The sequence below is a fragment of the Salmonella sp. SJTUF15591 genome (genome assembly GCF_043356435.1).
GTDB classification, from domain to species: domain Bacteria; phylum Pseudomonadota; class Gammaproteobacteria; order Enterobacterales; family Enterobacteriaceae; genus Salmonella; species Salmonella enterica.
Map to the genome: position 1 here is coordinate 377,009 of NZ_JBEUJO010000005.1, position 23,823 is coordinate 400,831.

A 23,823-nucleotide genomic window follows, 5' to 3' on the forward strand; every position below is an offset into this window, starting at 1 on the left:
CCTGAAGCGGCTGTCGTCATTATAATAACCCTTTCAATGCTAATGTGTGGCGTGTCGCTACATTCAAATCATACAGCGCCAGTTCTTCTGGCTTGACCCAGGCGTAGTCCTGAAATTCGTCGTTAATACATATATCGCGGTTAGCGGAAACACAGTCGAAGATGAGATAAATCATATAAATCTCTTCTTGTCTGCCATCAGCGTAGGTTTTAACGCGGATATCGTCGCGGAAGGTCCACGGCGTAATATCGCTCAGAATCAGTTGTTCGCCGAGTTCCTCCCGAATCTCCCGACGCAGCGCCTCTTCAATGCGTTCGCCTGGCTCGACCCCGCCGCCCGACAGCGCCCACTGACCGGGAAAGACGCCGCGGTTGTCGGCCATTTTGCACAGCAGATAACAGCCATCATTTTGAATTAATGGGCAAACTATAGTTCGTTGACGCATAAGTCGCTTCCTTAAACCACCAGGCCATCAGCTTAACAAATCATTCTGCGAAATTCTTTGTGAAATATGGAAGCGATAACGCAGACTGCGTTTTTTGTTAATTTTGTTGATGCAGGCGTCGCCATGTGATGGCGCAATGATGCGTCATGGCGAAAGTAGTATTTCGTTACAATATGTTTTTGGAATGGTTTCTTAGTGCATTGATTCCTCAGCGTCTGGCAGTACAATTCTGCCGTTTTGGGGAGTTTTTCTTTATGTGCTTGCTGGAAAGGGTAAAAATGAAAAAAAGCATATTATTAGGTTTTGCCGGAATGCTGTTTGTTTCTGCATCGGCGCAGGCCATCAGTATTAGCGGCCAGGCGGGCGAAGATTACACCAACATTGGCGTGGGTTTTGGTACGGAATCGACGGGACTGGCGCTAAGCGGCAACTGGATGCACAACGATGATGATGGCGACGCTGCGGGCGTGGGTCTGGGGCTGAACATTCCGGTGGGACCGCTGCTGGCGACGGTCGGCGGTAAAGGTATTTATACCAATCCGAAAGACAGCGATGAAGGCTATGCGGCGGCTGTCGGCGGTGGGCTACAATGGAAAATCGGCAACAGCTTCCGTCTGTTCGGCGAGTATTATTATTCACCAGATTCGCTGTCCAGCGGTATCGACAGTTATGAAGAAGCGAATGCAGGCGCGCGTTTCACCATTATGCGCCCGCTGAGCATTGAAGCCGGTTATCGTTACCTGAACCTGGCGGGTAAAGACGGCAACCGCGATAATGCGATTGCTGACGGCCCTTATGTTGGCGTAAACGCCAGCTTTTGATGCTAACGGCGCGGCAATCGTCGCGCCATATTCCTCCTGTTCCCGTCATTCTTCTTTCCACGTCATATTCGTCTTTGCGTTATAGTGTTTTCATCATAAGAGCAGGAGAACACAATGCTAAATGTGGAAATGCTATCCACCGGGGATGAGGTGTTGCACGGACAAATCGTTGACACCAATGCCGCCTGGCTGGCTGATTTTTTCTTTCATCAGGGCGTTCCGTTATCACGGCGAAATACGGTAGGCGATAATCTGGACAGTCTGGTCGCTATCTTGCGTGAACGCAGTCAACATGCTGATGTTTTGATTGTTAATGGCGGGTTAGGGCCGACCAGCGATGATTTAAGCGCGCTCGCCGCGGCAACGGCAAAAGGCGAAGGATTAGTACTGCACCAGGCGTGGCTGACCGAAATGGAACGCTACTTTCAGCAGCGCGGTCGCGTGATGGCGCCGAGCAACCGTAAACAGGCGGAACTGCCTGCCAGCGCGGAGTTTATTAATAATCCGGTCGGCACTGCCTGTGGATTTGCGCTACAGCTCAACCGCTGCCTGATGTTTTTCACCCCCGGCGTACCGTCGGAATTTAAGGTTATGGTGGAGAAGGAAATCTTACCGCGGTTACGCGCGCGTTTTTCGCTGCCGGAGCCGCCGCTTTGCCTGCGGTTAACGACTTTTGGACGTTCAGAAAGCGACCTCGCGCAGCGTCTCGATTCACTGCCGTTGCCGCCCGGCGTGACGATGGGGTATCGCTCATCAATGCCGATCATTGAACTGAAGTTGACCGGCCCGGCGACGCAACGGGAGGCGATGCTGGCGTTATGGCCAGAGGTCAAACGGGTTGCCGGGCAGAACCTGATTTTTGAAGGTACGGAAAACCTGCCGGCGCAAATAGCCCGCCGCCTGCAGGAAAGGCAGTTGAGTCTGACGTTGAGCGAGCAATACACCAGCGGTTTACTGGCGCTACAGCTTTCCCGAGCCGGGGCGCCTGTTCTTGCCAGCGAAGTCGTTCCTTCTCAGGAAGAGACGCTGGCGCAAACGGCACACTGGACGACAGAACGGCGCAGCAATCATTATGCCGGTCTGGCGCTGGCCGTGTCGGGGCTGGAAAACGAACATCTTAATTTCGCGCTGGCGACGCCGGATGGCACGTATGCCTTACGCGTGCGTTTTAGCGCCAATCGGTATAGTCTGGCAATACGTCAGGAGGTCTGCGCGATGATGGCGCTAAATATGCTGCGCCGCTGGCTTAATGGCGAGGACATTATCAGCGAGCATGGCTGGATAGACGTGGTTGAATCATTGACATCATAATCCCTTTCTCTTATCTGCGATGGGAACGACATCGTGAGCCGGATAAGGCCGCTATGCCATTATCCGGCAATATTATCTGCTTTTTTGTCCAGCCAATTGTACTGAATACAAAGTAATACGTGCGTTAATTCACATTTATATGGTTAACCCTTCCACTCCGTTGGAAGGCGGATAAGCTTTGACGCGCTTCACAATTTTTTCCCTGCTGACCTTTCACACTGATTCCAGTGTCTCAGACTGGAGTCCAATATGTTGGAATCAAGTAAAGTCCCGGCTCTTACTCGCGCAATCGACATCCTCAATTTGATCGCGCGTATTGGCCCATGCAGCGCGGCAATCATTATTGAAACGTTGCGTATTCCAAAAAGCACCGCGTACCTGCTGTTGAATGAATTAAAATGTCAGCGATTTATTAGCCTCGATCATCAGGAGAACTACTGCCTGTGGACTAAGCTCGTTGAATTGTCGGGTCATGCGCTCAGCAAGATGGATCTGCGGGAGCTGGCGCGTCCTCGTCTAACACAACTGATGGATGAAACCGGGCTGCTGTGTCACTTGGGGATCATCGACCACGAAAATGCGTATTACATACTGAAAGTGGAATCTTCATCCACTATCAGCGTGCGCTCGCATGAGGGGAAAAGCCTCTCTCTTTATCGTTCCGGCATCGGCAAATGCCTGCTGGCATGGCAGCCGGCCGCCGTACGCAAAGCCATTATTGAAAAAATGGTATGGGAGCGAGCCACGCTGACCACCATCACCGAGCCGCAACAATTGAATGATGAGCTGGAACGCATTCGCCAGCGTGGATGGAGCTTTGATAACGGGGAGGATTATCCGGATGTCCGCTGCGTTGCCGCACCGGTATTTAATGCCAGAAACGAACTGACCGCGGCAATTTCAGTGGTCGGCACACGCCTGCAAATCAACGAAGAGAATCTTGATTATTTGGCCGGTAAAGCTATTGCCTGTGCCAAAGATATTTCACGCCTGTTGGGATGGAAAAGTCCCTTCGACTCACTCGCATCTTAAAATGGAGAATATTATGACTCTTCCTAAAATTAAACACGTTCGAGCCTGGTTTATTGGGGGCGCTACCGCAGAGAAAGGGGCTGGCGGCGGGGATTATCACGACCAGGGAGGAAATCACTGGATTGATGACCATATCGCCACTCCCATGAGCAAATATCGCGACTATGAGCAGTCTCGTCAGTCTTTTGGGATCAACGTGTTAGGGACGCTGATCGTCGAAGTAGAGGCGGAAAATGGACAGACGGGGTTCGCCGTTTCGACAGCAGGGGAGATGGGCTGTTTTATCGTAGAAAAACATCTTAACCGGTTTATTGAAGGCAAATGCGTAAGCGATATCAAACTTATTCACGATCAGATGCTCGGCGCGACCATGTACTACTCCGGTTCCGGCGGTCTGGTGATGAACACGATTTCCTGTGTGGATCTGGCGCTGTGGGATCTGTTTGGCAAGGTGGTTGGGCTGCCGGTTTATAAATTGCTGGGCGGAGCGGTACGCGATGAAATTCAGTTTTACGCCACCGGCGCACGCCCGGATCTGGCTAAAGAAATGGGCTTTATCGGCGGTAAAATGCCGACTCACTGGGGACCGCACGATGGTGATGCGGGGATCCGTAAAGATGCCGCGATGGTGGCGGATATGCGTGAAAAGTGCGGGCCGGATTTCTGGCTGATGCTCGACTGCTGGATGAGTCAGGATGTGAACTATGCGACTAAACTGGCTCACGCCTGTGCGCCATTTAATCTCAAATGGATTGAAGAGTGTCTGCCGCCGCAGCAGTATGAAGGCTATCGCGAATTAAAACGCAACGCGCCTGCAGGGATGATGGTTACCAGCGGCGAACACCATGGTACGCTGCAATCCTTCCGCACTCTGGCAGAAACCGGCATTGATATTATGCAGCCGGATGTTGGTTGGTGCGGCGGATTAACCACGCTGGTTGAGATCGCCGCGCTTGCCAAATCGCGCGGGCAACTGGTGGTGCCGCACGGTTCGTCTGTCTATTCGCACCATGCAGTTATTACTTTCACTAATACCCCTTTCAGCGAGTTCCTGATGACCAGCCCGGACTGCTCCACCCTGCGTCCGCAATTTGACCCGATTCTCCTGGATGAGCCGGTGCCGATGAATGGACGCATCCATAAATCAGTGCTGGATAAGCCGGGCTTCGGCGTCGAGCTTAACCGTGACTGTCACTTGAAACGCCCTTATAGCCACTAATAACTCGTGCGTTGCCTTTGTACGGCAACGCCCTCATCCTGTTGAGGATATTGCTATGAGCATCACTTTACTTGACGGCGTAGTGAAGAAAAACCGCGCACGTTTAATTCCTTTTATGTTGGCGCTGTATGTACTGGCGTTTCTGGATCGTTCAAATATTGGTTTTGCCAAAGAGACCTATCAGATAGATACCGGGCTAAGTAATGAAGCCTACGCGCTAGGGGCCGGTATTTTCTTTGTGGTTTACGCTTTCCTTGGCGTACCGGCTAATCTGCTGATGCGCAAATTTGGCGCAAGAACCTGGATCGGCACGACTACCCTGCTGTGGGGCTTTCTCTCTGCTGCGATGGCCTGGGCGGATAGTGAAGCAAAATTTCTGATAATCCGCACGCTATTGGGCGCGGCGGAGGCTGGATTTTTCCCCGGCATGATCTATCTCACTTCACAATGGTTCCCGCAGCGTAACCGTGCCAGCATTATGGGGCTATTTTATATGGGCGCGCCGCTGGCGTTAACGTTGGGTTCGCCGCTCTCCGGCGCTCTGCTGGAGATGCATGGTTTTATGGGGCACCCGGGATGGTTCTGGATGTTCGTTATCGAAGGCCTACTGGCGATTGGCGCAGGGATATTCACCTTTTTCTGGCTTGATGACACTCCGCAGCAGGCGCGTTTTCTTAGCCTGGAAGAAAAGAACGCGCTTATCAGGCAACTGGCGAGCGAAGAAGAGAAAAAGGTCACGTCAAGGCTTGCGGATGCGCTGCGTAATGGACGCGTCTGGCAACTGGCTATTATTTATCTGACGATTCAGGTGGCGGTATACGGACTCATCTTTTTCCTGCCGACCCAGGTTGCCGCGCTATTGGGCACTAAAGTGGGCTTTACCGCTTCGGTGGTAACAGCGGTTCCCTGGGTGGCGGCTTTGCTTGGCACATGGCTTATTCCTCGCTACTCCGACCGTACCGGCGATCGCCGTAACGTTGCGGCAGTGACGCTACTGGCTGCGGGCATTGGCATTGGCCTGTCAGGTCTGGTTTCTCCGGTGCTCGCTATTCTGGCGCTCTGTGTTGCAGCAGTAGGATTTATTGCCGTTCAGCCCGTATTCTGGACTATGCCGACGCAGCTACTTTCCGGTACGGCTCTGGCGGCAGGAATTGGTTTCGTTAATCTGTTTGGCGCTGTGGGCGGTTTTATTGCCCCAATTCTGCGCGTAAAAGCGGAAACGTTGTTTGCCAGCGATGCGGCGGGCCTGCTGACGCTGGCCGGAGTCGCCATCATTGGCTCATTAATTATCTTCACGCTGAGCGTTAATCGTCCGGTGGCGCAATCCGGCGCTGCGCATCATTAATCTTATCTACGTTGTAAGGATCGCTATGAACGCATTGTTATCAAATCCTTTTAAAGAAGGATTACGTAAAGGGGATACGCAAATTGGTTTGTGGCTCAGTTCAACCACCTCTTATATGGCGGAGATTGCGGCGACGTCGGGTTATGACTGGTTGTTAATAGATGGCGAGCACGCGCCTAATACGGTGCAGGACTTGTATCATCAGTTACAGGCCATCGCCCCATATGCCAGCCAGCCGGTGATTCGCCCGATCGAGGGAAGTAAAGCGCTCATTAAACAGGTACTGGACATCGGGGCGCAAACGCTACTGATCCCGATGGTTGACACCGCAGAACAGGCGCGCCAGGTCGTTTCCGCTACCCGATACCCGCCGTTGGGGCAACGAGGCGTTGGCGCGAGCGTGGCGCGTGCGGCGCGCTGGGGGAGAATCGACAACTATATGGCACAGGCCAATGAGTCGCTCTGCCTGTTGGTGCAGGTTGAAAGCAAAGTGGCGCTGGAAAACCTTGACGCGATTCTGGAGGTTGAAGGCATTGATGGCGTCTTTATCGGTCCGGCAGATCTCTCTGCTTCATTGGGTTACCCCGATAATGCCGGACACCCGGAAGTGCAGCGGATCATTGAAGCGTGTATTTATCGTATTCGCGCCGCCGGAAAAGCGGCGGGTTTTTTGGCGGTCGATCCGGCAATGGCGCAGAAATGTCTGGCGTGGGGCGCGAATTTTGTCGCGGTCGGGGTAGATACGATGCTCTACACCGAGGCGCTGGACAGCAGGTTGGCGATGTTTAAATCTGTTCAGTCAGTAAGCACGGCAAAACGTAGTTATTGAGAAAAATGCCGGATGGCACGTATGCCTTACGCGTGCGTTTTAGCGCCAATCGGTATAGTCTGGCAATACGTCAGGAGGTCTGTGCGATGATGGCGCTAAATATGCTGCGCCGCTGGCTTAATGGCGAGGACATTATCAGCGAGCATGGCTGGATAGACGTGGTTGAATCATTGACGGCATAGAACTTTTAGTGGGAAGGCCTGGCCTTCCCACCCTTATATACTTATAAATTCTTCGCAGAGCATCATTTCAGGATAAGAGCCTATCCCACCAGGCGTAATTGTTGAAGCCAGTTTGGGGCCGGCCAGCGCGCAGAAACCGGAGCGTACACGTAGTACGTGAGGATTTTGAGCACTGCCCGGTCCCAAAATGGCGAATAAAATAGCCTAATGGGATAGGCTCTAAGTACTCACCATTACTGGAGACTGTATTCATATATTTGTCGCCGGGTTTGGGTGTTAAATAGTGTTTGTTCCTCTACTGGAAGCGTTAAGAAATTTTCCGCAAATTCTCGTAATGTGGTAACAGGATCGTTTTGTCCGGCATTCGATAAGAGTTGAATTGCATGGTAACAAAATAGACCACAGCCGTTGGGTACATTATTCTGTAAATTAATTTCGATAAAATTAACCTCATCGCTTTCTGATATACCTGCAATCTTTGCTGCTTCTATAATCTCTTGCTTAGTATTTTCATTTAAATCATGATAACTGTTAAATATGAGACATTTTATTTTTTCTGCAAGTTTATAAAATAAACAGAGAAGCCAGTGATCTCCTGTATTTATCAGAAAGATTTCATTTTCACATAATCCTGATTGAGCAATCTTTTCAAGTAGCTGAGTGCTTAATATATTTTCTTTGGTGGTAGGATGAATAAGCCCAATGGGATAGTTTACCGAGAGAAAAGGTGATTCTTGAACCAGACCTTGCGTTGCAGCTGCCAGCTCATCTGACGACATCATTCGCACACCACACCAAAGATTTTCAACTCCAACCTGTTCTTTATCTGTCTGAGCGAACTGGTTGCCCATAATTTTATGTGCTATTTCTATTTTTTTAGAAAGGTCGGTTGTCGCGGAACCGGCCATATAAAGTAATCTGGAAGGGGTATGTAGCTTTTTCCACTCAGTATTATTTTTTGTTATATCGTTATTGGCAATTTGATGTAATACAAGGCAAGCCTGATTGATTTTTTTATCTATATCTGGTGAGCCCGATCTTTTTCCGCTAAAGAATTCAAAAAGAAATTTCTCAACTCTATGTCCCAGGTCATCGTTGCGTAACGCAAGATTGCATAACAGATCAATACAATTCTGATCACCGTTCTCTACTGAGCTAAGCAACAACGCAAGCGTCTCATCGCTCACCTCTCCTGCATATAGGCTGTGAAATTGCGATATGCTCAATCGGTAAAGTGAATTTACACATATATTCATTTTGCTCTGTTTCCTGATAGGTGAAAGTAGCGAATATGATGTCATGTATAATTATTTGTAAAAATATTATTATTAGTGGGGGATATATTAAATCAGGCATAGACCTGATTTTCTTATTATTCACATAACACTCAATTATTATTGGGGATATTCAGTTATCCCCCTCTTTAAAGGGGGCTGGTAACGCGTCGATACAAGAGATATTGCTCTATACACAGTAACGTCGTTATCTGTCATGCCACCATGGGTTAGCGGTCATGGTTAACCAAATAGGGCAGGTTATTGCAAAGAGACATCCGCGTTTATACCCAAAATAATCCGTAGCCAACACATAAGCAACTTGAAGTATGAAGGATATATATCTGATGGAAAATCGGCCCTGGTGAGTAGGGTAATAGCGCCGGAGGGGCTCCGGCGCTTTTTACTTAGCCGAGCGCCTGGGCCAGTAGCGTAATGGGGTGTTCGCAGCGTTTGCTTGTAGACATCTCAATTTGCCACTTACAGGTTTCACAATCGGTGACGACAATGTCGGCGCCGCTCTCTTCAATCTGGCGGAACAGCGGCGCGCCGATGGACTGTGATGTCGGATAGTTTTCCTTTTTAAATCCATACGTACCGGCAATGCCGCAGCACTGTGAATCAAGTACCGTCAATTCAAGCCCCGGAATTTGCCGCAATAATTCAAGCGTGTAAAGCGTCCAGCCCATTTTTTCCATATGACACGGCGTATGGTAGACCACTTTCAGCGGCAAAGGATTAAGCGGCAGCGTTTTCCCGGCATCCAGTTTGCGCCATAGCCAGCGGGTGGCCAGCTCGATATGTTCGCGCAGGCCGGCGTTGTCCACGTCCAGCACTTCAGGATATTCATCGCGCAACGCAAACGTACAGGTGGATGACGTGGCGATGACCGGAATACCTTTGACGGCAATCGCCTCGCGTAGCGACTCCACATTGCTGATAGCCTGTTTGCGAGCTTTATCCGTAAAACCGTTAGCGATCAGCGGTACGCCGCAACACTTCTCTTTACTCAGCAGCTGTACGCCGGTACCCATTGCGTTCAGCACCTTAATCAGATCTTTTCCGAGCTGCGGATGGTTGTAATTCACAAAACAGCCATGGAAAAAGGCGACCTGATCTTTGTATTTAGCCTGCTGCTGCGCCACGCTACGATACCAGCGGCGGAAGGTGCCGAAAGAGTATTTTGGTAAGGTGCGGCGATGATCGATTTTGAGCGCGTAATCAAGCAACTGGCGCACTGGCTTTAATGCGGTGGCGGTATTGACCACCGGCGCGAACGGCGTTGAAACGCTGCCCATCAGATCGGTATGGCTGAGAATAAAGTTACGCAATGACGGGCGCGTCGTATCGTATTTCGCGCGGGCGCGCTGGATGATATCGCCAATCTTCACGTCCGACGGACAGGCGACCTCACACCGTTTGCAGTTAATGCAATATTTCAGCGCCTCATCATACAGTGCGCCGTCTTTCAGACGCAGGCGTTCGCCATCCGGTCCGGCCTGTTTAGGGCCAGGGTAGCCAGGATTAACGCGGCTGACCGGGCACGCGGTGGTGCACACCGTACATTTAATACAACTTTCAAAACGTGTGTCGCTCATTGCTGTTCTCCTGCACGCTCAGCGATATGGTGCGCGGCCTGGAGGGCGCTGACTGCGCAGACGCCGCCGCCGCATCCCTCAGCTATAGGATCGAATCCCGCCAGCACAGAACCTATTGCATACAGATTTTCTACCGTGTTGCCCGCAAGGGAGGGGCGGAAAGCGTCATCCGTCACGACGCCAAACTGCTGCCAGGGCTGTGGGTCGAAGAAATGTTGTTGATACCATTCGGCGCGGGTGGCCGTTTGCTGTACGTCGAGCCCTAAAATAGGTTCGCGGATCCCTTCGCGCTCGGCAACCAGACCGCTACTAAAGAAGCTACCGCTGGCAAGTACGGCAAAATGCGGGCGCAGTGGGATATCGGCATGGTTGCGGGTCCATATTTCGCTCACGGTACCGCGACGGCAGGTGACTTTCTTCACTTCATCGCCCGGCATCCAGATGCCGCCCTGACGGACAAACTGGCGCTGGAGCTGATTGTGCAGACGAATACCGAGCACCGATGGCGGCAGCGTCGGCAGCAGCGTAAGCGCGCAGGGCAGACGTTCGTTAAGCCAGCGCCACAGCGTATCGTTCGCCAGCCCGAAACAGGCGGGCATGATGATCATGTCGCAGTTTGTCGCTATTGGCGACAGCGCGTCGTACAGCAGCGGCCATTTTTCTTCGTTATCAAGCAGACGCGCAATATTGACCGCGCGAAATTCCGTCGGGTTATCACGCAGTACGTCCAGTTCCGGAAGGTCGATTTCTGCGGTTTCCACGTTGAGGTCGCGTTGGCGCAGCGACGCTGCCGCAAGGTGCGCCTGGAAATCCAGTAATCCGCTAACGCCGACGACGCAAATTCGCTGTGCGGATAACGGCCAGACCGGTACTTCCGGCGAGCTAAGCCAGGTTGAACGCAATGTGCCAAGCGGCGTGACACGCTGGTGCGCCTGCTGTACGTCGCCGTATAACTGCGCGCCGCTGGCGTTAAGTAGCGTTTGCGCCTGTTGCGCCAGCGTAAGGACTTTTTGCGCGCCTAAACGCGAATAAGGATGTTCAGGCGCCTGGCGGCGCAGCGCATCAAGCCCGGCGGTAATGTCGGTCACCGGTTGGCCGTCGGGCAGGGTGCTGAGCAGATCCAGCGAGCCGGAGGAAAAATGCAGCGCGCTTTGTCCGCGGGTGACGATGGCGCAGCGTAATCCATGCTGCTGGAGTTGCAGTCCGCACAGCAAACCGGCGAGACCGCCGCCCATAATAACCGTATCAAATTTCATCCTGGTGCTCCTTCTCCAGACCGCATAATCCCTGATAAACCCAGCGCGTGAATTCGCTTTCGCGCAGCGCGTCTCCCCAGGCGACAGGTTGTACGCCTTTCCAGCGCTCATTCAGAAATTCAGAGAGTTGCGTAATAGATTGCGCCGCGGTCGTCACATTAAAACGCTGCAATAGCCCGGCCGCGCGGCAGGCGCATAGCTCGCCCTGGCAAGTGCCCATCCCTACGCGGGTGCGACGGCGCAGATCCAGCAGGCTATTCACGGTTAAGTTTTCGACGGCATACTGCACTTCCCCCGCCGTGACGGCCTCGCATTCACAGACCAGGCTACGGTGTTGGCGGCCTTCGCTCAGCCACCCCGGCGTGCGATCGCCATGCCGATAAACCGCCGATCCGCGTAGCGGCGCGGGAAGCGAGATAATGCGTTTCAGCGTATGTTCCGTAGACTCTTTTGAGCCAGGCAACGGCGTATCCGCCGTGATGCAGGGGCGAGTATTGCCCAACTTGCGGCACACGGCGTCGGTCGCCCATTCCGCCATCAGGCGGTAAGTCATTAGCTTCCCGCCGGTAATGGTAATGAAGCCATCAAGCCCGTCGCGTTCGGCGTGGTCGAACAACACAATACCGCGGCTGACGTTACGACCGCTGGGATCGTCATCGCTGGCCACCAGCGGGCGGACGCCGGAATACGCGCGCAGAATACGCGTCTTCGCCATGACAGGGGCCAGTTTTTCCCCTTCACGCAGCAGGATATCGACTTCATCTGCGGTGACGCGGTTGCTGTCTATCTCATTGTAATCAATATGGGTAGAGGTGGTGCCGATCAGTGAAATCGTATCGCCAGGTACCAGAATGTCGGCATCCGATGGTTTCCGGCAGCGGTTAATGACATGCTGGTTGATCCGATGGTCCATGATCAACAGCGAGCCTTTCGCCGGGAACATGCGAATACTCAGGTCGGCGTATTCGGCGATCCGTTGCCCCCAGATACCTGCCGCATTGACCACCACCGGCGCGTGAAGCGTCTGGGTTTCGCCAGTGAGATGGTTGCGCACATGGACGCCGCAGACCGTTGCGCCTTCACGAATGAGCCCGGTCACTTCATGCGCCGTTAACACGATTGCGCCATGTTCTCTGGCATCCAGCATATTGGCGGCGGTAAGGCGGAAAGGGTCCACGGTGCCATCCGGCACTTTTACCGCACCGATGAGCGCAGGGTTAACGGAAGGTTCGATGATGCGAGCCTGCTGCGGATCGATGGCTTCAGCGCGAATGCCTGCCGCTTCACAGGCGCGAATAAAGGTGGCCTGAAACGCAAGATCATCTTCCGGCAACGTAATAAACAGACCATCCGTCGGTTCGACGCAATGGCGGGCGATCCGTTTTAAAATCTGGTTTTCACTAATGCACTCGCGCGCGGATTCCGCGTCGGTAACCGCATAACGAGCTCCGCTGTGCAGCAGCCCGTGGTTACGCCCGGTCGCGCCGGTCGCTATATCATGCCGCTCCACCAGAACGACACGTAAACCGCGCAGCGCGCAGTCGCGGGCGATCCCTGCGCCTGTTGCTCCCCCGCCAATGATAATCACGTCACTTGCTTGCGAGTCGCGAGTTTTCATTGTTTTTCCTCACAGTTCGTTTTTTATCATTTAGCCATACAAATCATATGGAATGTTTGATTTCGCGCATAATCGCTCACTATTCGAAAATGAAACGTGATTTCGTGCGCCTTTCTGAACATTAGTCATAAATCTGTAACAATATGTGCTGTAATTCACATTAACGTGACGTATCTTTACTTAACATCCCGGCCACACTGGGAGCAGCGGGGTTGTTTGAACGAACTGCGGTGTTTACCTCTAAATAAAATACGGGCCACGGAGGCTACAATATGTTGAGTATTTTTAAACCAGCGCCGCATAAAGCGCGCTTGCCAGCGGCGGAGATTGATCCGACCTATCGCCGATTACGCTGGCAGATTTTCCTGGGGATATTCTTTGGCTATGCCGCGTATTATCTGGTGCGCAAGAACTTTGCCCTCGCGATGCCCTACCTGGTAGAACAGGGTTTTTCACGCGGCGATCTGGGCTTTGCGCTGTCCGGGATTTCCATCGCTTATGGTTTTTCGAAATTTATAATGGGTTCGGTGTCCGATCGCTCGAATCCGCGCGTTTTTCTGCCGGCAGGGTTGATTCTGGCCGCAGCAGTCATGTTGTTTATGGGCTTTGTACCGTGGGCGACATCCAGCATCGCCGTGATGTTTGTACTGTTGTTCCTTTGCGGCTGGTTCCAGGGGATGGGGTGGCCGCCGTGCGGACGTACGATGGTTCACTGGTGGTCGCAGAAAGAGCGCGGCGGCATTGTGTCGGTCTGGAACTGTGCGCATAACGTCGGCGGCGGGATCCCGCCACTGCTGTTCCTGCTGGGGATGGCGTGGTTTAACGACTGGAAAGCGGCGCTCTATATGCCAGCCTTTGGCGCGATTGTGGTGGCGCTGTTCGCTTTCGCAATGATGCGCGATACGCCGCAATCCTGCGGTCTGCCGCCTATCGAAGAGTATAAAAACGACTATCCGGACGACTACAACGAAAAAGCGGAAGAAGAGCTGACTGCGAAGCAGATCTTCATGCAGTACGTACTGCCGAACAAATTACTGTGGTATATCGCTATCGCCAACGTGTTCGTCTACCTGCTGCGCTACGGTATCCTCGACTGGTCGCCGACCTACCTGAAAGAAGTGAAGCATTTCGCACTGGATAAATCCTCCTGGGCCTACTTCCTGTATGAATACGCGGGTATTCCGGGCACGCTGCTGTGTGGCTGGATGTCGGATAAAGTCTTCCGCGGCAACCGCGGTGCGACCGGCGTGTTTTTTATGACCCTGGTGACTATCGCGACCATCGTTTACTGGATGAACCCGGCAGGAAACCCGAACGTTGATATGGCTTGTATGATTATCATCGGCTTCCTGATCTACGGCCCGGTAATGTTGATCGGTCTGCACGCGCTGGAACTGGCGCCGAAAAAAGCGGCGGGTACGGCGGCGGGCTTTACCGGTCTGTTTGGTTACCTGGGCGGTTCTGTCGCTGCAAGCGCCATTGTGGGTTATACCGTTGACTTCTTCGGTTGGGATGGCGGCTTTATGGTGATGATTGGCGGCAGCATTCTGGCGGTAATCCTGCTGGTAGTCGTGATGATTGGTGAAAAACGCCATCATGATGAGCTGCAGTTAAAACGCAACGGAGGCTAATAACATGAAAACCACACTGAAAAACCTTAGCGTGGCGTTAATGTTGGCAGGAATGACTATCGGAAGCGGCGCCGTGGCGGCTGAAAAAGTCGTTATCGCCCACCGTGGCGCCAGCGGTTATCTACCGGAGCATACGCTACCGGCGAAAGCGATGGCGTATGCGCAAGGGGCAGATTATCTGGAACAGGATTTAGTGATGACAAAGGACGACCATCTGGTCGTCCTCCATGACCACTACCTTGACCGGGTGACTGACGTCGCTGACCGTTTTCCGGACCGGGCGCGTAAAGATGGGCGCTATTACGCTATCGATTTTACGCTGGATGAAATTAAATCCCTGAAGTTTACCGAAGGGTTTGATATTGAAAACGGCAAAAAAGTACAAACTTATCCGGGCCGTTTCCCGATGGGAAAATCTGATTTCCGCATTCATACCTTTGAAGAGGAAATTGAATTCGTTCAGGGATTAAATCACTCTACCGGTAAAAATATCGGTATTTATCCGGAAATTAAAGCGCCGTGGTTCCATCATCAGGAAGGGAAAGATATTGCCGCGAAAACGCTGGAAGTGCTGAAGAAGTATGGTTACACCGGCAAGCAGGACAATGTCTATTTGCAGTGTTTTGATGTCGCTGAGCTGAAACGTATTAAGAATGAACTGGAACCCAAAATGGGGATGGATCTCAATCTGGTTCAACTTATTGCGTATACCGACTGGAATGAAACACAGCAGAAACAGCCGGACGGTCGTTGGGTAAATTACAACTACGACTGGATGTTTAAGCCGGGCGCTATGAAGCAGGTGGCGGAATATGCGGACGGTATTGGTCCGGATTACCATATGCTGGTCGCGGAAGGCTCAACGAAAGGGAATATCAAGCTGACTGGAATGGTGCAAGACGCGCATCAGAATAAGATGGTAGTGCATCCTTACACTGTGCGTGCCGATCAATTGCCGGACTATGCCACAGACGTCAATCAGTTGTACGACATCCTGTATAACAAGGCGGGCGTCGACGGGCTGTTCACTGACTTCCCGGATAAAGCGGTCATATTCCTGCAAAAAAATGACTAAAGGTTTGCCATAGTCGAAGTGACGCGCCGGATGAGGGCATAAACGCCTCATCCGGCCTGGCGCAACGTTTGCCAGCGTAAGTCTGGTAAACGCAATGCCATCAGGCGGGGTTGTTTTATAGCAACCCCTCATCGGTCAGTGTTTCCATACATTTTTGTAATAAAAATAGCGGACTTCCTTCTACCGGCGGTTCTTTTGCTAACAGGGAAATTTGTCGATAAAAGGTGGGTTCCAGCGCCACGGAGCATAATTTTCCTGTCGTGGCTTTTAAGGTTAATTCTGGCAATAAGGCGATACCTAATCCCTGGCGAATAAAATTCAGCGCAGTATCGGGATGGTTAAATTCATATTTAAATATCGGCTCAATACCCTTTTCTTTAAACAACGCCATAATGCTTAATTCATAACGACCTTTACTGACAATAAGTGGTTCGTCCATCAGTTCTTCGACCGTGACTGTACTATTGGCCGCCAGGGGATGATTTTCAGGCACCACTACGGTGAATTTATCCCGGTAAATGGGGACGCAATACATACCGTTGACCGGAAAAGGAACGAAACCGGCATCAATACTTCCGTCCTGCAGCGAATCAATAATAGCCGTACTGTTCTCTTCATAAGGGATAATTTTTACATTTGGATGATGGCTTTCAAAATAGCGAATGACGCCGGGTAAAATGCAGGCGCAGGCGCTGGGAAAACAGCCAATCCGTAGCGTACGGGCCGGGTTCTTTTTTTCTTGTTCGGCAATCTCTTTTACCGCGTTGACGTCGCGCTGGATCGCGCGTAAGTGCCTGACGATGCGGCTACCGGCGGCGGTAAGCTCAATCTCTTTACGACGCTCACGAATCAATATGTCAACGCCGAGCTCCTCCTCAAGCGCGGAGATGGCCTGGCTGACGGCGGATTGCGTCATGTATAGCCGTTTGCTGGCTTCGGTAAATCCGCCGTACTCCAGTACGGCAAGCAGGGCGTGGATTTGGGTTAGCGTCATTAGTAAAACCTAATCAATATAATTAAAACGATTAATTTTTCTAATAGAGTGCACTTGTTTATACTGCGATTCTATCGAATACATCACATTTTGACGCACCTGATAGGTGTTCAGTTGAGCTGAGCGTTGCCTGCGTGCGCCATCTGAGCGGGTCGTTAAGAATGAAAGAAAAATTATGGACGAAGGATTTTTGGGCAATCACCATAGTCAGTTTTATTATCTTTTTTGTTTTTTATGTACTGCTAACTTTATTACCCATTTATATCGCTGACCGCCTGCATGCTTCTGCAGATAAGGCCGGGCTGTTAGTGACATGTTTCCTGGCCGCGGCAATTGTTATTCGGCCATTTGCCGGACAGTGGGTGGGAAAATATTCGAATAAAAAGATTCTGGTGCTCTCTTCTCTGGCTTTTTTGGTGATTACTGCGCTGTATCCGGTTTGCCATTCTATCGAGTCGCTGCTCTTTATCCGCGTACTTCATGGGATTACGTTTGGTGTTATTACCACGGTAAAAGGAACTATTTCAGCGCGGTTAATTCCGGCCTCCCGACGTGGAGAGGGCATCAGCTTTTTCTCTTTAGCGATGGGCCTGGCGATGGTCGTAGGACCGTGGATCGGTTTGAATATGGCCCGCTGGGACGCGTTCACTGCCGCATTCTGGCTTTGTTCCGCTGTAGCGGCGTTAGGGATTGTGCTTTCCCTGATTGTGACGGTTCCTCCGGTAATTCGTCATGCCGATGGTTCGAAACCGAATCTGGGTTTTTCCGCGATGTTTGACCGCGCCGCCTTGCCTTTTGCGCTGGTCACCTTTTTTATGACTTTCTCCTATGCCGGCGTGTCGGCTTTCCTGGCGCTGTATGCGCGTGAGCTGGATTTAATGGCGGCGGCCAGTAATTTCCTGCTGTGCTACGCGATTTTACTGATGATATGCCGTACCTTCACCGGGAATATTTGTGATAAAAAAGGGCCGAAATATGTTGTTTATCCATGTCTGTTGGCTTTTACCATCGGTCTGGTGGCGCTGGGCTACACCAATGGCAGCATCATGATGATTATTTCCGGCGGTCTCATCGGTATCGGCTACGGTTCGGTCACGCCGGTCTTCCAGACGCAAATTATCAGCTCGGTTGAACCGCATAAAATCGGTGTGGCGAATTCACTGTTCTTTAACGCGATGGACGCCGGAATGGCGATTGGCGCCTTTATCATGGGAATGATGGTTGAGTCAGTTGGCTATCGTATGATTTATGTCGCTGGCGCGGTGCTGGTGGTACTCGCTGGCGCACTGTATGCCGTGCAGATGAAAAAACGTGGCGTGATGCCTTTGGTTTCCACCAGCGAGTTGCACTGAGTTACATCTCGATTTCGATATCGCCTTTTGCCCTGCAGCAGCAGGGCAAAATCTCTCCCGGCTGGATAAACGCTAAAGGTTCCGTAATCCAGTCAACCTGACCGGCAACCAGCCGGGTACGACAGGAGCCGCAATAACCTTCGCGGCACTGATACTCCACCTCAACGTTATGCGATTCCAGCGCGGCCAGCAGAGAAGGGTGTTCATCCTGGCACAGCAGCTGTGTGCCAGTGATACGCAGCGTGACGCGTCCCATCAGAGCTGGAAATTACTCAGATCGTCGGTATCGACTTCCGAATCGATTTGTCCGACCAGATAAGAGCTAACTTCCACTTCCTGTGGCGCGACCTGAACGTTATCGGACACCAGCCAGGTATTGATCCACGGGATTGGGTTGGAGCGGGTCTGGAACGGCAGATCCAGCCCTACCGCCTGCATACGAATATTAGTAATATATTCAACGTATTGACACAGGATATCTTTATTCAGGCCGATCATCGAACCGTCACGGAACAGATAGTCCGCCCACTCTTTTTCCTGCTGCGCCGCCTGCACGAACAGGTCATAGCATTCCTGTTTACACTCTTCGGCGATTTCCGCCATCTCCGGGTCGTCCACGCCGCTACGCAACAGGTTCAGCATATGTTGCGTGCCGGTCAGATGCAGAGCTTCGTCACGGGCGATCAGACGGATAATTTTGGCGTTGCCTTCCATCAGTTCACGCTCGGCAAATGCGAAAGAGCAGGCGAAGCTGACGTAGAAGCGGATGGCTTCCAGCGCGTTCACGCTCATCAGGCACAGATACAGTTTTTTCTTCAGCTCACGCAGATTCACGACAACCGTTTTGCCATTAACGGTATGGGTGCCTTCACCGAGCAGGTGCCAGTAACTGGTCATCTCAATAAGTTCGTCGTAGTAGGCGGAGATACCTTCGGCGCGCTTCTGAATTTGCTCATTGGTCACGATATCGTCAAACACGACCGCCGGATCGTTGACGATGTTACGAATAATGTGGGTATAGGATCGTGAGTGAATCGTCTCAGAAAACGCCCAGGTCTCTACCCACGTCTCCAGCTCCGGGATGGAAATGAGCGGCAGCAGGGCGACGTTCGGGCTACGTCCCTGAATGGAATCCAGCAGCGTCTGGTATTTGAGGTTGCTGATGAAGATATGTTTTTCGTGCTCCGGCAACGCCTGATAATCGATACGATCGCGGGAGACGTCGACCTCTTCCGGACGCCAGAAGAAAGAGAGCTGTTTTTCGATCAGTTTTTCGAAGATGTCATATTTCTGCTGGTCATAGCGTGCAACGTTGACCGGCTGGCCAAAGAACATGGGTTCCTTGAGCTGATCGTTTTTCGTCTGTGAAAAAGTGGTGTATGCCATTGAAGTGAATCCTTTATGGGATGAGCGCCGGATGGCGGCGCAAGCGCCTTATCCGGCCTACAAACCGTACAATCGTAGGCCGGGTAAGCATAGCGCTACCCGGCACTATTCATCAGATCTTACAAGCGCCGCTTTCGCAGCCATCGTCCTGAATAGAAGGCGCCAAATCGTCCTGCGCATCTTCCGCGCCGTCGCGGGTATTTTGATAGTACAGAGTTTTCACGCCAAACTTATACGCGGTGAGCAAATCTTTCAGCAGTTGCTGCATCGGCACTTTTCCTGACGGGAAACGTGACGGATCGTAGTTGGTATTGGCGGAAATCGACTGATCGATAAACTTCTGCATGATACCCACCAGTTGCAGATAACCGTCGTTGTTCGGCATCTCCCACAACAGTTCGTAAGCGTCTTTCAGATGCTCATAATCCGGCACGACCTGACGCAAAATACCGTCTTTCGAGGCCTTGATGCTGACGTAGCCGCGCGGCGGCTCAATGCCGTTGGTGGCGTTGGAGATCTGGGACGACGTTTCCGACGGCATTAGCGCCGATAGCGTGGAGTTACGCAGACCGTGGGTTTTGATCGATTCACGCAGCTGTTCCCAGTCGTAGTGCAGCGGTTCGTTGACGATCGCATCCAGATCCTTTTTGTAGGTGTCGATCGGCAAAATGCCTTTTGCATAGGTGGTTTCGTTGAACCATGGGCAGGCGCCTTGCTCTTTCGCCAGTTCGTTGGACGCTTTAAGCAGATAGTACTGAATGGCTTCAAAGGTTTTATGCGTCAGATTATTGGCGCTGCCGTCGGAATAACGTTTACCGTTTTTCGCCAGCCAGTAGGCGAAGTTAATCACGCCAATGCCCAGCGTACGACGGCCCATTGCGCCGCGTTTGGCAGCCGGAATCGGGTAATCCTGATAATCGAGCAGAGCATCCAAAGCGCGTACTGCCAGAATAGCCAGTTCTTCCAGCTCGTCCAGAGTTTTAATGGCGCCCAGGTTGAATGCAGACAACGTACACAACGCAATTTCGCCGTTTTCATCGTTGACATCGTTCAGCGGTTTGGTTGGCAGGGCAATCTCCAGACACAGGTTAGACTGGCGTACCGGGGCGACAACCGGATCGAACGGACTGTGAGTATTGCAGTGGTCAACGTTCTGGATATAGATACGACCGGTAGAGGCGCGTTCCTGCATCATCAGCGAGAACAGTTCGACCGCTTTCACACGCTGTTTGCGGATGCTGTCGTCGTTTTCATATTTCACGTACAGGCGTTCGAATTCGTCCTGGTCGGCGAAGAACGCATCATACAGCCCCGGCACGTCGGACGGACTGAACAGCGTAATGTCGCCGCCCTTCAGCAGGCGGGTATACATCAGTTTGTTGATCTGTACGCCGTAGTCCATGTGACGTACGCGGTTGCCTTCCACGCCGCGGTTGTTTTTCAGTACCAGCAGGCTTTCCACTTCCAGGTGCCACATCGGATAGAACAGTGTCGCCGCGCCGCCGCGCACGCCGCCCTGCGAACAGGATTTCACCGCCGTCTGGAAGTGCTTGTAGAACGGAATACAGCCGGTGTGGAAGGCCTCGCCGCCGCGAATCGGGCTGCCCAGCGCACGAATGCGGCCAGCGTTGATGCCGATACCGGCGCGCTGAGAAACGTATTTCACAATCGCGCTGGAGGTGGCGTTGATGGAATCCAGACTGTCGCCACACTCGATCAGTACGCAGGAGCTGAACTGACGGGTTGGGGTACGCACACCGGACATGATGGGCGTCGGCAGCGAGATTTTGAACGTAGAGACCGCATCGTAAAAACGTTTTACATAGTCAAGACGCGTTTCACGCGGGTAGTTCGAGAACAGGCAGGCCGCTACCAGAATGTAGAGGAACTGCGCGCTTTCATAGATTTCGCCGGTCACGCGGTTTTGCACCAGATATTTCCCTTCCAGCTGCTTAACGGCAGCGTAGGAGAAGGTCATATCGCGATCGTGAACGATAAACGAATCCATCTGCTTGAACTCTTCTTCCGTGTAGTCTTCCAGCAGATGATTGTCGTATTTGCCAAGCTCAACCATTTTTACCACATGGTGGTAAAGTGCGGGCGGCTCAAACTGGCCGAAGGCTTTCTTACGCAGGTGGAAAATCGCCAGACGCGCAGCCAGGTATTGATAATCCGGCGCATCGCGAGAGATCAGGTCTGCGGCGGCCTTAATGATAGTTTCATGGATATCGGAGGTCTTAATCCCATCATAAAACTGAATATGCGAGCGTAGCTCGACCTGAGAAACCGATACGTTATTCAGTCCTTCTGCCGCCCAATCAAGCACGCGATGAATTTTGTCGAGATTGATGCGCTCAGTACGGCCGTCACGCTTTGTCACCAGCAGACTCTGATTCATGTGGTTTTCTACCTGTTTACCTGTCCGTGAAAGAAAAATATCCCCCCGCTTATCCACAACGCCACGTTGTGACTAACTCTGTGGATAAATACTATATATAGGGGGTAATCGATAAGTGAAACGCTATATGGTGAGTATTCTAGTAGGGATTCTTTTGAGTACAAGAGTTGATTTTGGCGTTAAATTGCGGTTGCAAAAGCGTAAGAATCGCTAAATGCGCGTCTGATAAGGCCTGGAGAGGATGTCAACAATTCATAAAAAAAAATCAAAATTTGATCGAATGCTGATTTCTTCATCGAAGGGAAAGGTTGCGCCCGATGATCTAACGCAACCCTTATAGGAAAATTCTTTGATGTCAGGCTTTTTTAGCGCGGGTATGCAACATGTAGTTAACGTCTACTCCGGGACCGAGTTTGAAAGTATTGGTTATCGGGTTGTAGTGCAGCCCGGTGATATGTTGCTCTTTCAGGACGGTTTCATCTACCCAGCTTAACAGTTCAGCAGGCTTAATGAATTTCTTCACGTCGTGCGTGCCTTTTGGCACCATGTGCAGAATATACTCAGCGCCGACGACCGCCATCAGCCAGGATTTCCCATTGCGGTTCAACGTTGAGAAGAACACCTCGCCGCCGGGTTTAACCAGTTGGGCGCAGGCGTGGACGACCGATTGCGGATCGGGAACGTGCTCCAGCATTTCCATACAGGTGACGACGTCGTATTGCTGGGCGTGTTTTGCCGCATGTTCCTCAACCGTCTCCTGCACGTACTCTACCTCAATGCCGCTTTCCAGCGCATGCAGTTTGGCGACCTGCAAAGGCTCAAAGCCCATATCCAGCCCGGTGACGGTTGCGCCTTCGCGTGCCATACTTTCCGCCAGAATGCCGCCGCCGCAGCCGACGTCGAGTACCTTTTTACCAAACAGGCCGCCTGAGCGCTCAGTAATGTAGCCAAGGCGTAGAGGGTTGATGCGATGCAATGGCTTGAATTCGCCCTCCAGATCCCACCAGCGCGACGCGACGGCTTCGAATTTGGCGATTTCATTATGGTCAACGTTGTGAGCTACCGACGGTTTTTCAGTGTTCATGAGTACATGAGATTCCGCTATTGATCTATCGGGGCAGTATAGCAGGTGCAAAGTCGCTGCGTTATATCTACTGCCGTCTTTATTACGCTTTCAGCGCAAGAAGTTTTCTTGCGCGTTCTGTAAAACCGCTACCGATGTGGTGCGTGATAAAATTACAGACGCCCTCGACGTTGTTGTTTTTTAACATATCCAAAATAGTGGCATGTCCACGGTTAGAGCTGGTGATATATTCAGCGGTAAAATCCAGTCTGTAGCGAATTGCCAATAAACGTGCTGAGATCAACAGGTGTGCTTGTGAAATGTATTTATTATCGGCATATTTCACAAAAACATAATGAAAATCATGATCCAGTTTGAGGTAAGCTTGCGTATCTCGCTCTGCATTAATTTTTGCTGACTTCGATAAAATATTGCTTAATTCGACTATGACATTGTTAGCATTTTTCTCCATCGCTTCACGAATTGCGCCCTGTTCAAGGATAACCCTCATTTTGATGAGATCATTGATATCCTCGTCGGTGACAGAAAAAACAAATGTCCCACTGCGGGGAATGATGTTGACCAGGTTCTCATTATAGCTCAGCCAAATAAAAGCTTCACGAATTGGTGTTTTACTTACCATCAGAATATTTGATAGTTCATTTTCACTGATCGCTTGCCCAAGATCGAAATCGCCATGGATAATCATCTCCCTTATTTTCTCTTTAATCACCTGGGTGATGGATTTGGGTATTTCAATTGATATGTGACTAAAGTCACGCTTTAATCTATTTTTCATTTTCTTCTCCTCCATGGTTAAACCCGGCTCCATTGTAATTAATTTATTCAAAATTAACGGATCTAATATATCAGATATAAGAAAATTTACATACTTTATTGTTGTTATTGTATATTTCATTAAGTTTGCTTGCTGATATATCAGATATGACACATTAGCTTTTGAATTGTATTGTTTTTTACGTAACATCGATTC

Annotated in this window: 21 protein-coding genes; 10 read left to right on the plus strand and 11 right to left on the minus strand. The window is 51.4% G+C overall.

The genetic code is table 11. The features are described from left to right. Window positions 1-19 precede the first annotated feature (19 nt). Window positions 20-445: a nucleoside triphosphatase NudI gene (gene nudI, locus ABVM99_RS14405; protein ID WP_001249902.1), complete on the minus strand. Its 426-nt coding sequence runs from the start codon at window positions 443-445 to the stop codon at window positions 20-22. 278 nt (window positions 446-723) lie between these two features. Here nudI and ABVM99_RS14410 point away from each other — a divergent pair, with 278 nt between their 5' ends. The 7 genes from ABVM99_RS14410 (at window position 724) to ABVM99_RS14440 (ending at window position 7,184) form a co-directional block, all read left to right on the plus strand. Continuing rightward, window positions 724-1,266 carry a YfaZ family protein gene (locus ABVM99_RS14410; RefSeq protein WP_001670658.1) on the plus strand — a complete coding sequence of 181 codons (543 nt, stop codon included), beginning with the start codon at window positions 724-726 and terminating at the stop codon, window positions 1,264-1,266. A 114-nt stretch (window positions 1,267-1,380) separates the two neighbouring features. Continuing rightward, a complete protein-coding gene (locus tag ABVM99_RS14415) occupies window positions 1,381-2,577 on the plus strand; it encodes a nicotinamide mononucleotide deamidase-related protein YfaY (protein WP_000935683.1) in 1,197 nt (398 codons plus the stop codon). A gap of 249 nt (window positions 2,578-2,826) precedes the next feature. After that, complete coding sequence (locus ABVM99_RS14420; protein WP_023195762.1) at window positions 2,827-3,609, plus strand: IclR family transcriptional regulator; 783 nt, start codon at window positions 2,827-2,829, stop codon at window positions 3,607-3,609. A 13-nt stretch (window positions 3,610-3,622) separates the two neighbouring features. Then, window positions 3,623-4,828 carry an L-rhamnonate dehydratase gene (rhmD, locus tag ABVM99_RS14425; RefSeq protein ID WP_052938214.1) on the plus strand — a complete coding sequence of 402 codons (1,206 nt, stop codon included), beginning with the start codon at window positions 3,623-3,625 and terminating at the stop codon, window positions 4,826-4,828. A gap of 55 nt (window positions 4,829-4,883) precedes the next feature. After that, complete coding sequence (locus ABVM99_RS14430; RefSeq protein ID WP_000028931.1) at window positions 4,884-6,173, plus strand: MFS transporter; 1,290 nt, start codon at window positions 4,884-4,886, stop codon at window positions 6,171-6,173. 25 nt (window positions 6,174-6,198) lie between these two features. Beyond that, on the plus strand, window positions 6,199-7,002 hold the full coding sequence (yfaU, locus tag ABVM99_RS14435; protein ID WP_000992941.1) for a 2-keto-3-deoxy-L-rhamnonate aldolase: 804 nt from the start codon (window positions 6,199-6,201) through the stop codon (window positions 7,000-7,002). Between the two features lie 5 nt (window positions 7,003-7,007). Further along, entirely contained in the window at window positions 7,008-7,184 is a 177-nt protein-coding gene (locus tag ABVM99_RS14440) for a hypothetical protein (RefSeq protein ID WP_001112765.1), read from the plus strand. A 233-nt stretch (window positions 7,185-7,417) separates the two neighbouring features. On the opposite strand, the gene sseL is transcribed toward ABVM99_RS14440, so the two are convergent. The 4 genes from sseL to glpA form a co-directional block, all read right to left on the minus strand. Then, on the minus strand, window positions 7,418-8,440 hold the full coding sequence (sseL, locus tag ABVM99_RS14445; RefSeq protein ID WP_023195764.1) for an SPI-2 type III secretion system effector deubiquitinase SseL: 1,023 nt from the start codon (window positions 8,438-8,440) through the stop codon (window positions 7,418-7,420). A gap of 425 nt (window positions 8,441-8,865) precedes the next feature. Then, window positions 8,866-10,056 carry an anaerobic glycerol-3-phosphate dehydrogenase subunit GlpC gene (gene glpC, locus ABVM99_RS14450; RefSeq protein WP_001285736.1) on the minus strand — a complete coding sequence of 397 codons (1,191 nt, stop codon included), beginning with the start codon at window positions 10,054-10,056 and terminating at the stop codon, window positions 8,866-8,868. Further along, on the minus strand, window positions 10,053-11,312 hold the full coding sequence (gene glpB, locus ABVM99_RS14455) for a glycerol-3-phosphate dehydrogenase subunit GlpB (RefSeq protein ID WP_023195765.1): 1,260 nt from the start codon (window positions 11,310-11,312) through the stop codon (window positions 10,053-10,055). Before glpB ends, glpC begins: the two co-directional genes overlap by 4 nt. Next, entirely contained in the window at window positions 11,302-12,930 is a 1,629-nt protein-coding gene (glpA, locus tag ABVM99_RS14460; protein ID WP_023195766.1) for an anaerobic glycerol-3-phosphate dehydrogenase subunit A, read from the minus strand. Before glpA ends, glpB begins: the two co-directional genes overlap by 11 nt. Window positions 12,931-13,202: 272 nt before the next feature. Here glpA and glpT point away from each other — a divergent pair, with 272 nt between their 5' ends. Both glpT and glpQ read left to right on the plus strand, forming a co-directional pair. Beyond that, window positions 13,203-14,561: a glycerol-3-phosphate transporter gene (gene glpT / locus ABVM99_RS14465; protein ID WP_000948739.1), complete on the plus strand. Its 1,359-nt coding sequence runs from the start codon at window positions 13,203-13,205 to the stop codon at window positions 14,559-14,561. A 4-nt stretch (window positions 14,562-14,565) separates the two neighbouring features. Then, a complete protein-coding gene (gene glpQ, locus ABVM99_RS14470; protein ID WP_023195825.1) occupies window positions 14,566-15,636 on the plus strand; it encodes a glycerophosphodiester phosphodiesterase in 1,071 nt (356 codons plus the stop codon). 115 nt (window positions 15,637-15,751) lie between these two features. On the opposite strand, the gene ABVM99_RS14475 is transcribed toward glpQ, so the two are convergent. After that, on the minus strand, window positions 15,752-16,630 hold the full coding sequence (locus ABVM99_RS14475; protein ID WP_000176719.1) for a LysR family transcriptional regulator: 879 nt from the start codon (window positions 16,628-16,630) through the stop codon (window positions 15,752-15,754). Window positions 16,631-16,791: 161 nt separating this feature from the next. Here ABVM99_RS14475 and ABVM99_RS14480 point away from each other — a divergent pair, with 161 nt between their 5' ends. Next, window positions 16,792-17,982 (plus strand): MFS transporter, encoded by a 1,191-nt coding sequence (locus ABVM99_RS14480; protein WP_000660244.1) that lies wholly within the window; start codon window positions 16,792-16,794, stop codon window positions 17,980-17,982. A gap of 1 nt (window position 17,983) precedes the next feature. On the opposite strand, the gene yfaE is transcribed toward ABVM99_RS14480, so the two are convergent. The 5 genes from yfaE to ABVM99_RS14505 form a co-directional block, all read right to left on the minus strand. Continuing rightward, the gene (gene yfaE / locus ABVM99_RS14485) at window positions 17,984-18,238 is read right to left on the minus strand and encodes a ferredoxin-like diferric-tyrosyl radical cofactor maintenance protein YfaE (protein ID WP_000533921.1); all 255 of its coding nucleotides are present in this window, start codon (window positions 18,236-18,238) and stop codon (window positions 17,984-17,986) included. Further along, a complete protein-coding gene (gene nrdB / locus ABVM99_RS14490; protein ID WP_000332026.1) occupies window positions 18,238-19,368 on the minus strand; it encodes a class Ia ribonucleoside-diphosphate reductase subunit beta in 1,131 nt (376 codons plus the stop codon). The genes yfaE and nrdB overlap by 1 nt, the downstream gene beginning before the upstream one ends. 112 nt (window positions 19,369-19,480) lie before the next feature. After that, a complete protein-coding gene (gene nrdA, locus ABVM99_RS14495) occupies window positions 19,481-21,766 on the minus strand; it encodes a class 1a ribonucleoside-diphosphate reductase subunit alpha (RefSeq protein ID WP_001076494.1) in 2,286 nt (761 codons plus the stop codon). Between the two features lie 355 nt (window positions 21,767-22,121). Beyond that, window positions 22,122-22,850, minus strand: a complete 729-nt coding sequence (gene ubiG / locus ABVM99_RS14500; protein WP_023195594.1) for a bifunctional 2-polyprenyl-6-hydroxyphenol methylase/3-demethylubiquinol 3-O-methyltransferase UbiG — start codon at window positions 22,848-22,850, stop codon at window positions 22,122-22,124. Between the two features lie 82 nt (window positions 22,851-22,932). Then, the gene (locus ABVM99_RS14505) at window positions 22,933-23,817 is read right to left on the minus strand and encodes a GntR family transcriptional regulator (protein ID WP_000944714.1); all 885 of its coding nucleotides are present in this window, start codon (window positions 23,815-23,817) and stop codon (window positions 22,933-22,935) included. Window positions 23,818-23,823: the final 6 nt, after the last annotated feature.

Bases quoted from the DNA above. Each gene is read 5' to 3' on its own strand.
- ABVM99_RS14505 (WP_000944714.1), bottom strand. From the start codon at position 23,817: ATGTTACGTAAAAAACAATACAATTCAAAAGCTAATGTGTCATATCTG.
- rhmD (WP_052938214.1), top strand. From the start codon at position 3,623: ATGACTCTTCCTAAAATTAAACACGTTCGAGCCTGGTTTATTGGGGGC.
- ubiG (WP_023195594.1), bottom strand. From the start codon at position 22,850: ATGAACACTGAAAAACCGTCGGTAGCTCACAACGTTGACCATAATGAA.
- ABVM99_RS14480 (WP_000660244.1), top strand. From the start codon at position 16,792: ATGAAAGAAAAATTATGGACGAAGGATTTTTGGGCAATCACCATAGTC.
- glpC (WP_001285736.1), bottom strand. From the start codon at position 10,056: ATGAGCGACACACGTTTTGAAAGTTGTATTAAATGTACGGTGTGCACC.
- yfaU (WP_000992941.1), top strand. From the start codon at position 6,199: ATGAACGCATTGTTATCAAATCCTTTTAAAGAAGGATTACGTAAAGGG.
- nrdB (WP_000332026.1), bottom strand. From the start codon at position 19,368: ATGGCATACACCACTTTTTCACAGACGAAAAACGATCAGCTCAAGGAA.
- glpQ (WP_023195825.1), top strand. From the start codon at position 14,566: ATGAAAACCACACTGAAAAACCTTAGCGTGGCGTTAATGTTGGCAGGA.
- sseL (WP_023195764.1), bottom strand. From the start codon at position 8,440: ATGAATATATGTGTAAATTCACTTTACCGATTGAGCATATCGCAATTT.
- ABVM99_RS14420 (WP_023195762.1), top strand. From the start codon at position 2,827: ATGTTGGAATCAAGTAAAGTCCCGGCTCTTACTCGCGCAATCGACATC.
- ABVM99_RS14440 (WP_001112765.1), top strand. From the start codon at position 7,008: ATGCCGGATGGCACGTATGCCTTACGCGTGCGTTTTAGCGCCAATCGG.
- nrdA (WP_001076494.1), bottom strand. From the start codon at position 21,766: ATGAATCAGAGTCTGCTGGTGACAAAGCGTGACGGCCGTACTGAGCGC.
- glpA (WP_023195766.1), bottom strand. From the start codon at position 12,930: ATGAAAACTCGCGACTCGCAAGCAAGTGACGTGATTATCATTGGCGGG.
- yfaE (WP_000533921.1), bottom strand. From the start codon at position 18,238: ATGGGACGCGTCACGCTGCGTATCACTGGCACACAGCTGCTGTGCCAG.
- ABVM99_RS14415 (WP_000935683.1), top strand. From the start codon at position 1,381: ATGCTAAATGTGGAAATGCTATCCACCGGGGATGAGGTGTTGCACGGA.
- ABVM99_RS14410 (WP_001670658.1), top strand. From the start codon at position 724: ATGAAAAAAAGCATATTATTAGGTTTTGCCGGAATGCTGTTTGTTTCT.
- glpB (WP_023195765.1), bottom strand. From the start codon at position 11,312: ATGAAATTTGATACGGTTATTATGGGCGGCGGTCTCGCCGGTTTGCTG.
- nudI (WP_001249902.1), bottom strand. From the start codon at position 445: ATGCGTCAACGAACTATAGTTTGCCCATTAATTCAAAATGATGGCTGT.
- ABVM99_RS14475 (WP_000176719.1), bottom strand. From the start codon at position 16,630: ATGACGCTAACCCAAATCCACGCCCTGCTTGCCGTACTGGAGTACGGC.
- glpT (WP_000948739.1), top strand. From the start codon at position 13,203: ATGTTGAGTATTTTTAAACCAGCGCCGCATAAAGCGCGCTTGCCAGCG.
- ABVM99_RS14430 (WP_000028931.1), top strand. From the start codon at position 4,884: ATGAGCATCACTTTACTTGACGGCGTAGTGAAGAAAAACCGCGCACGT.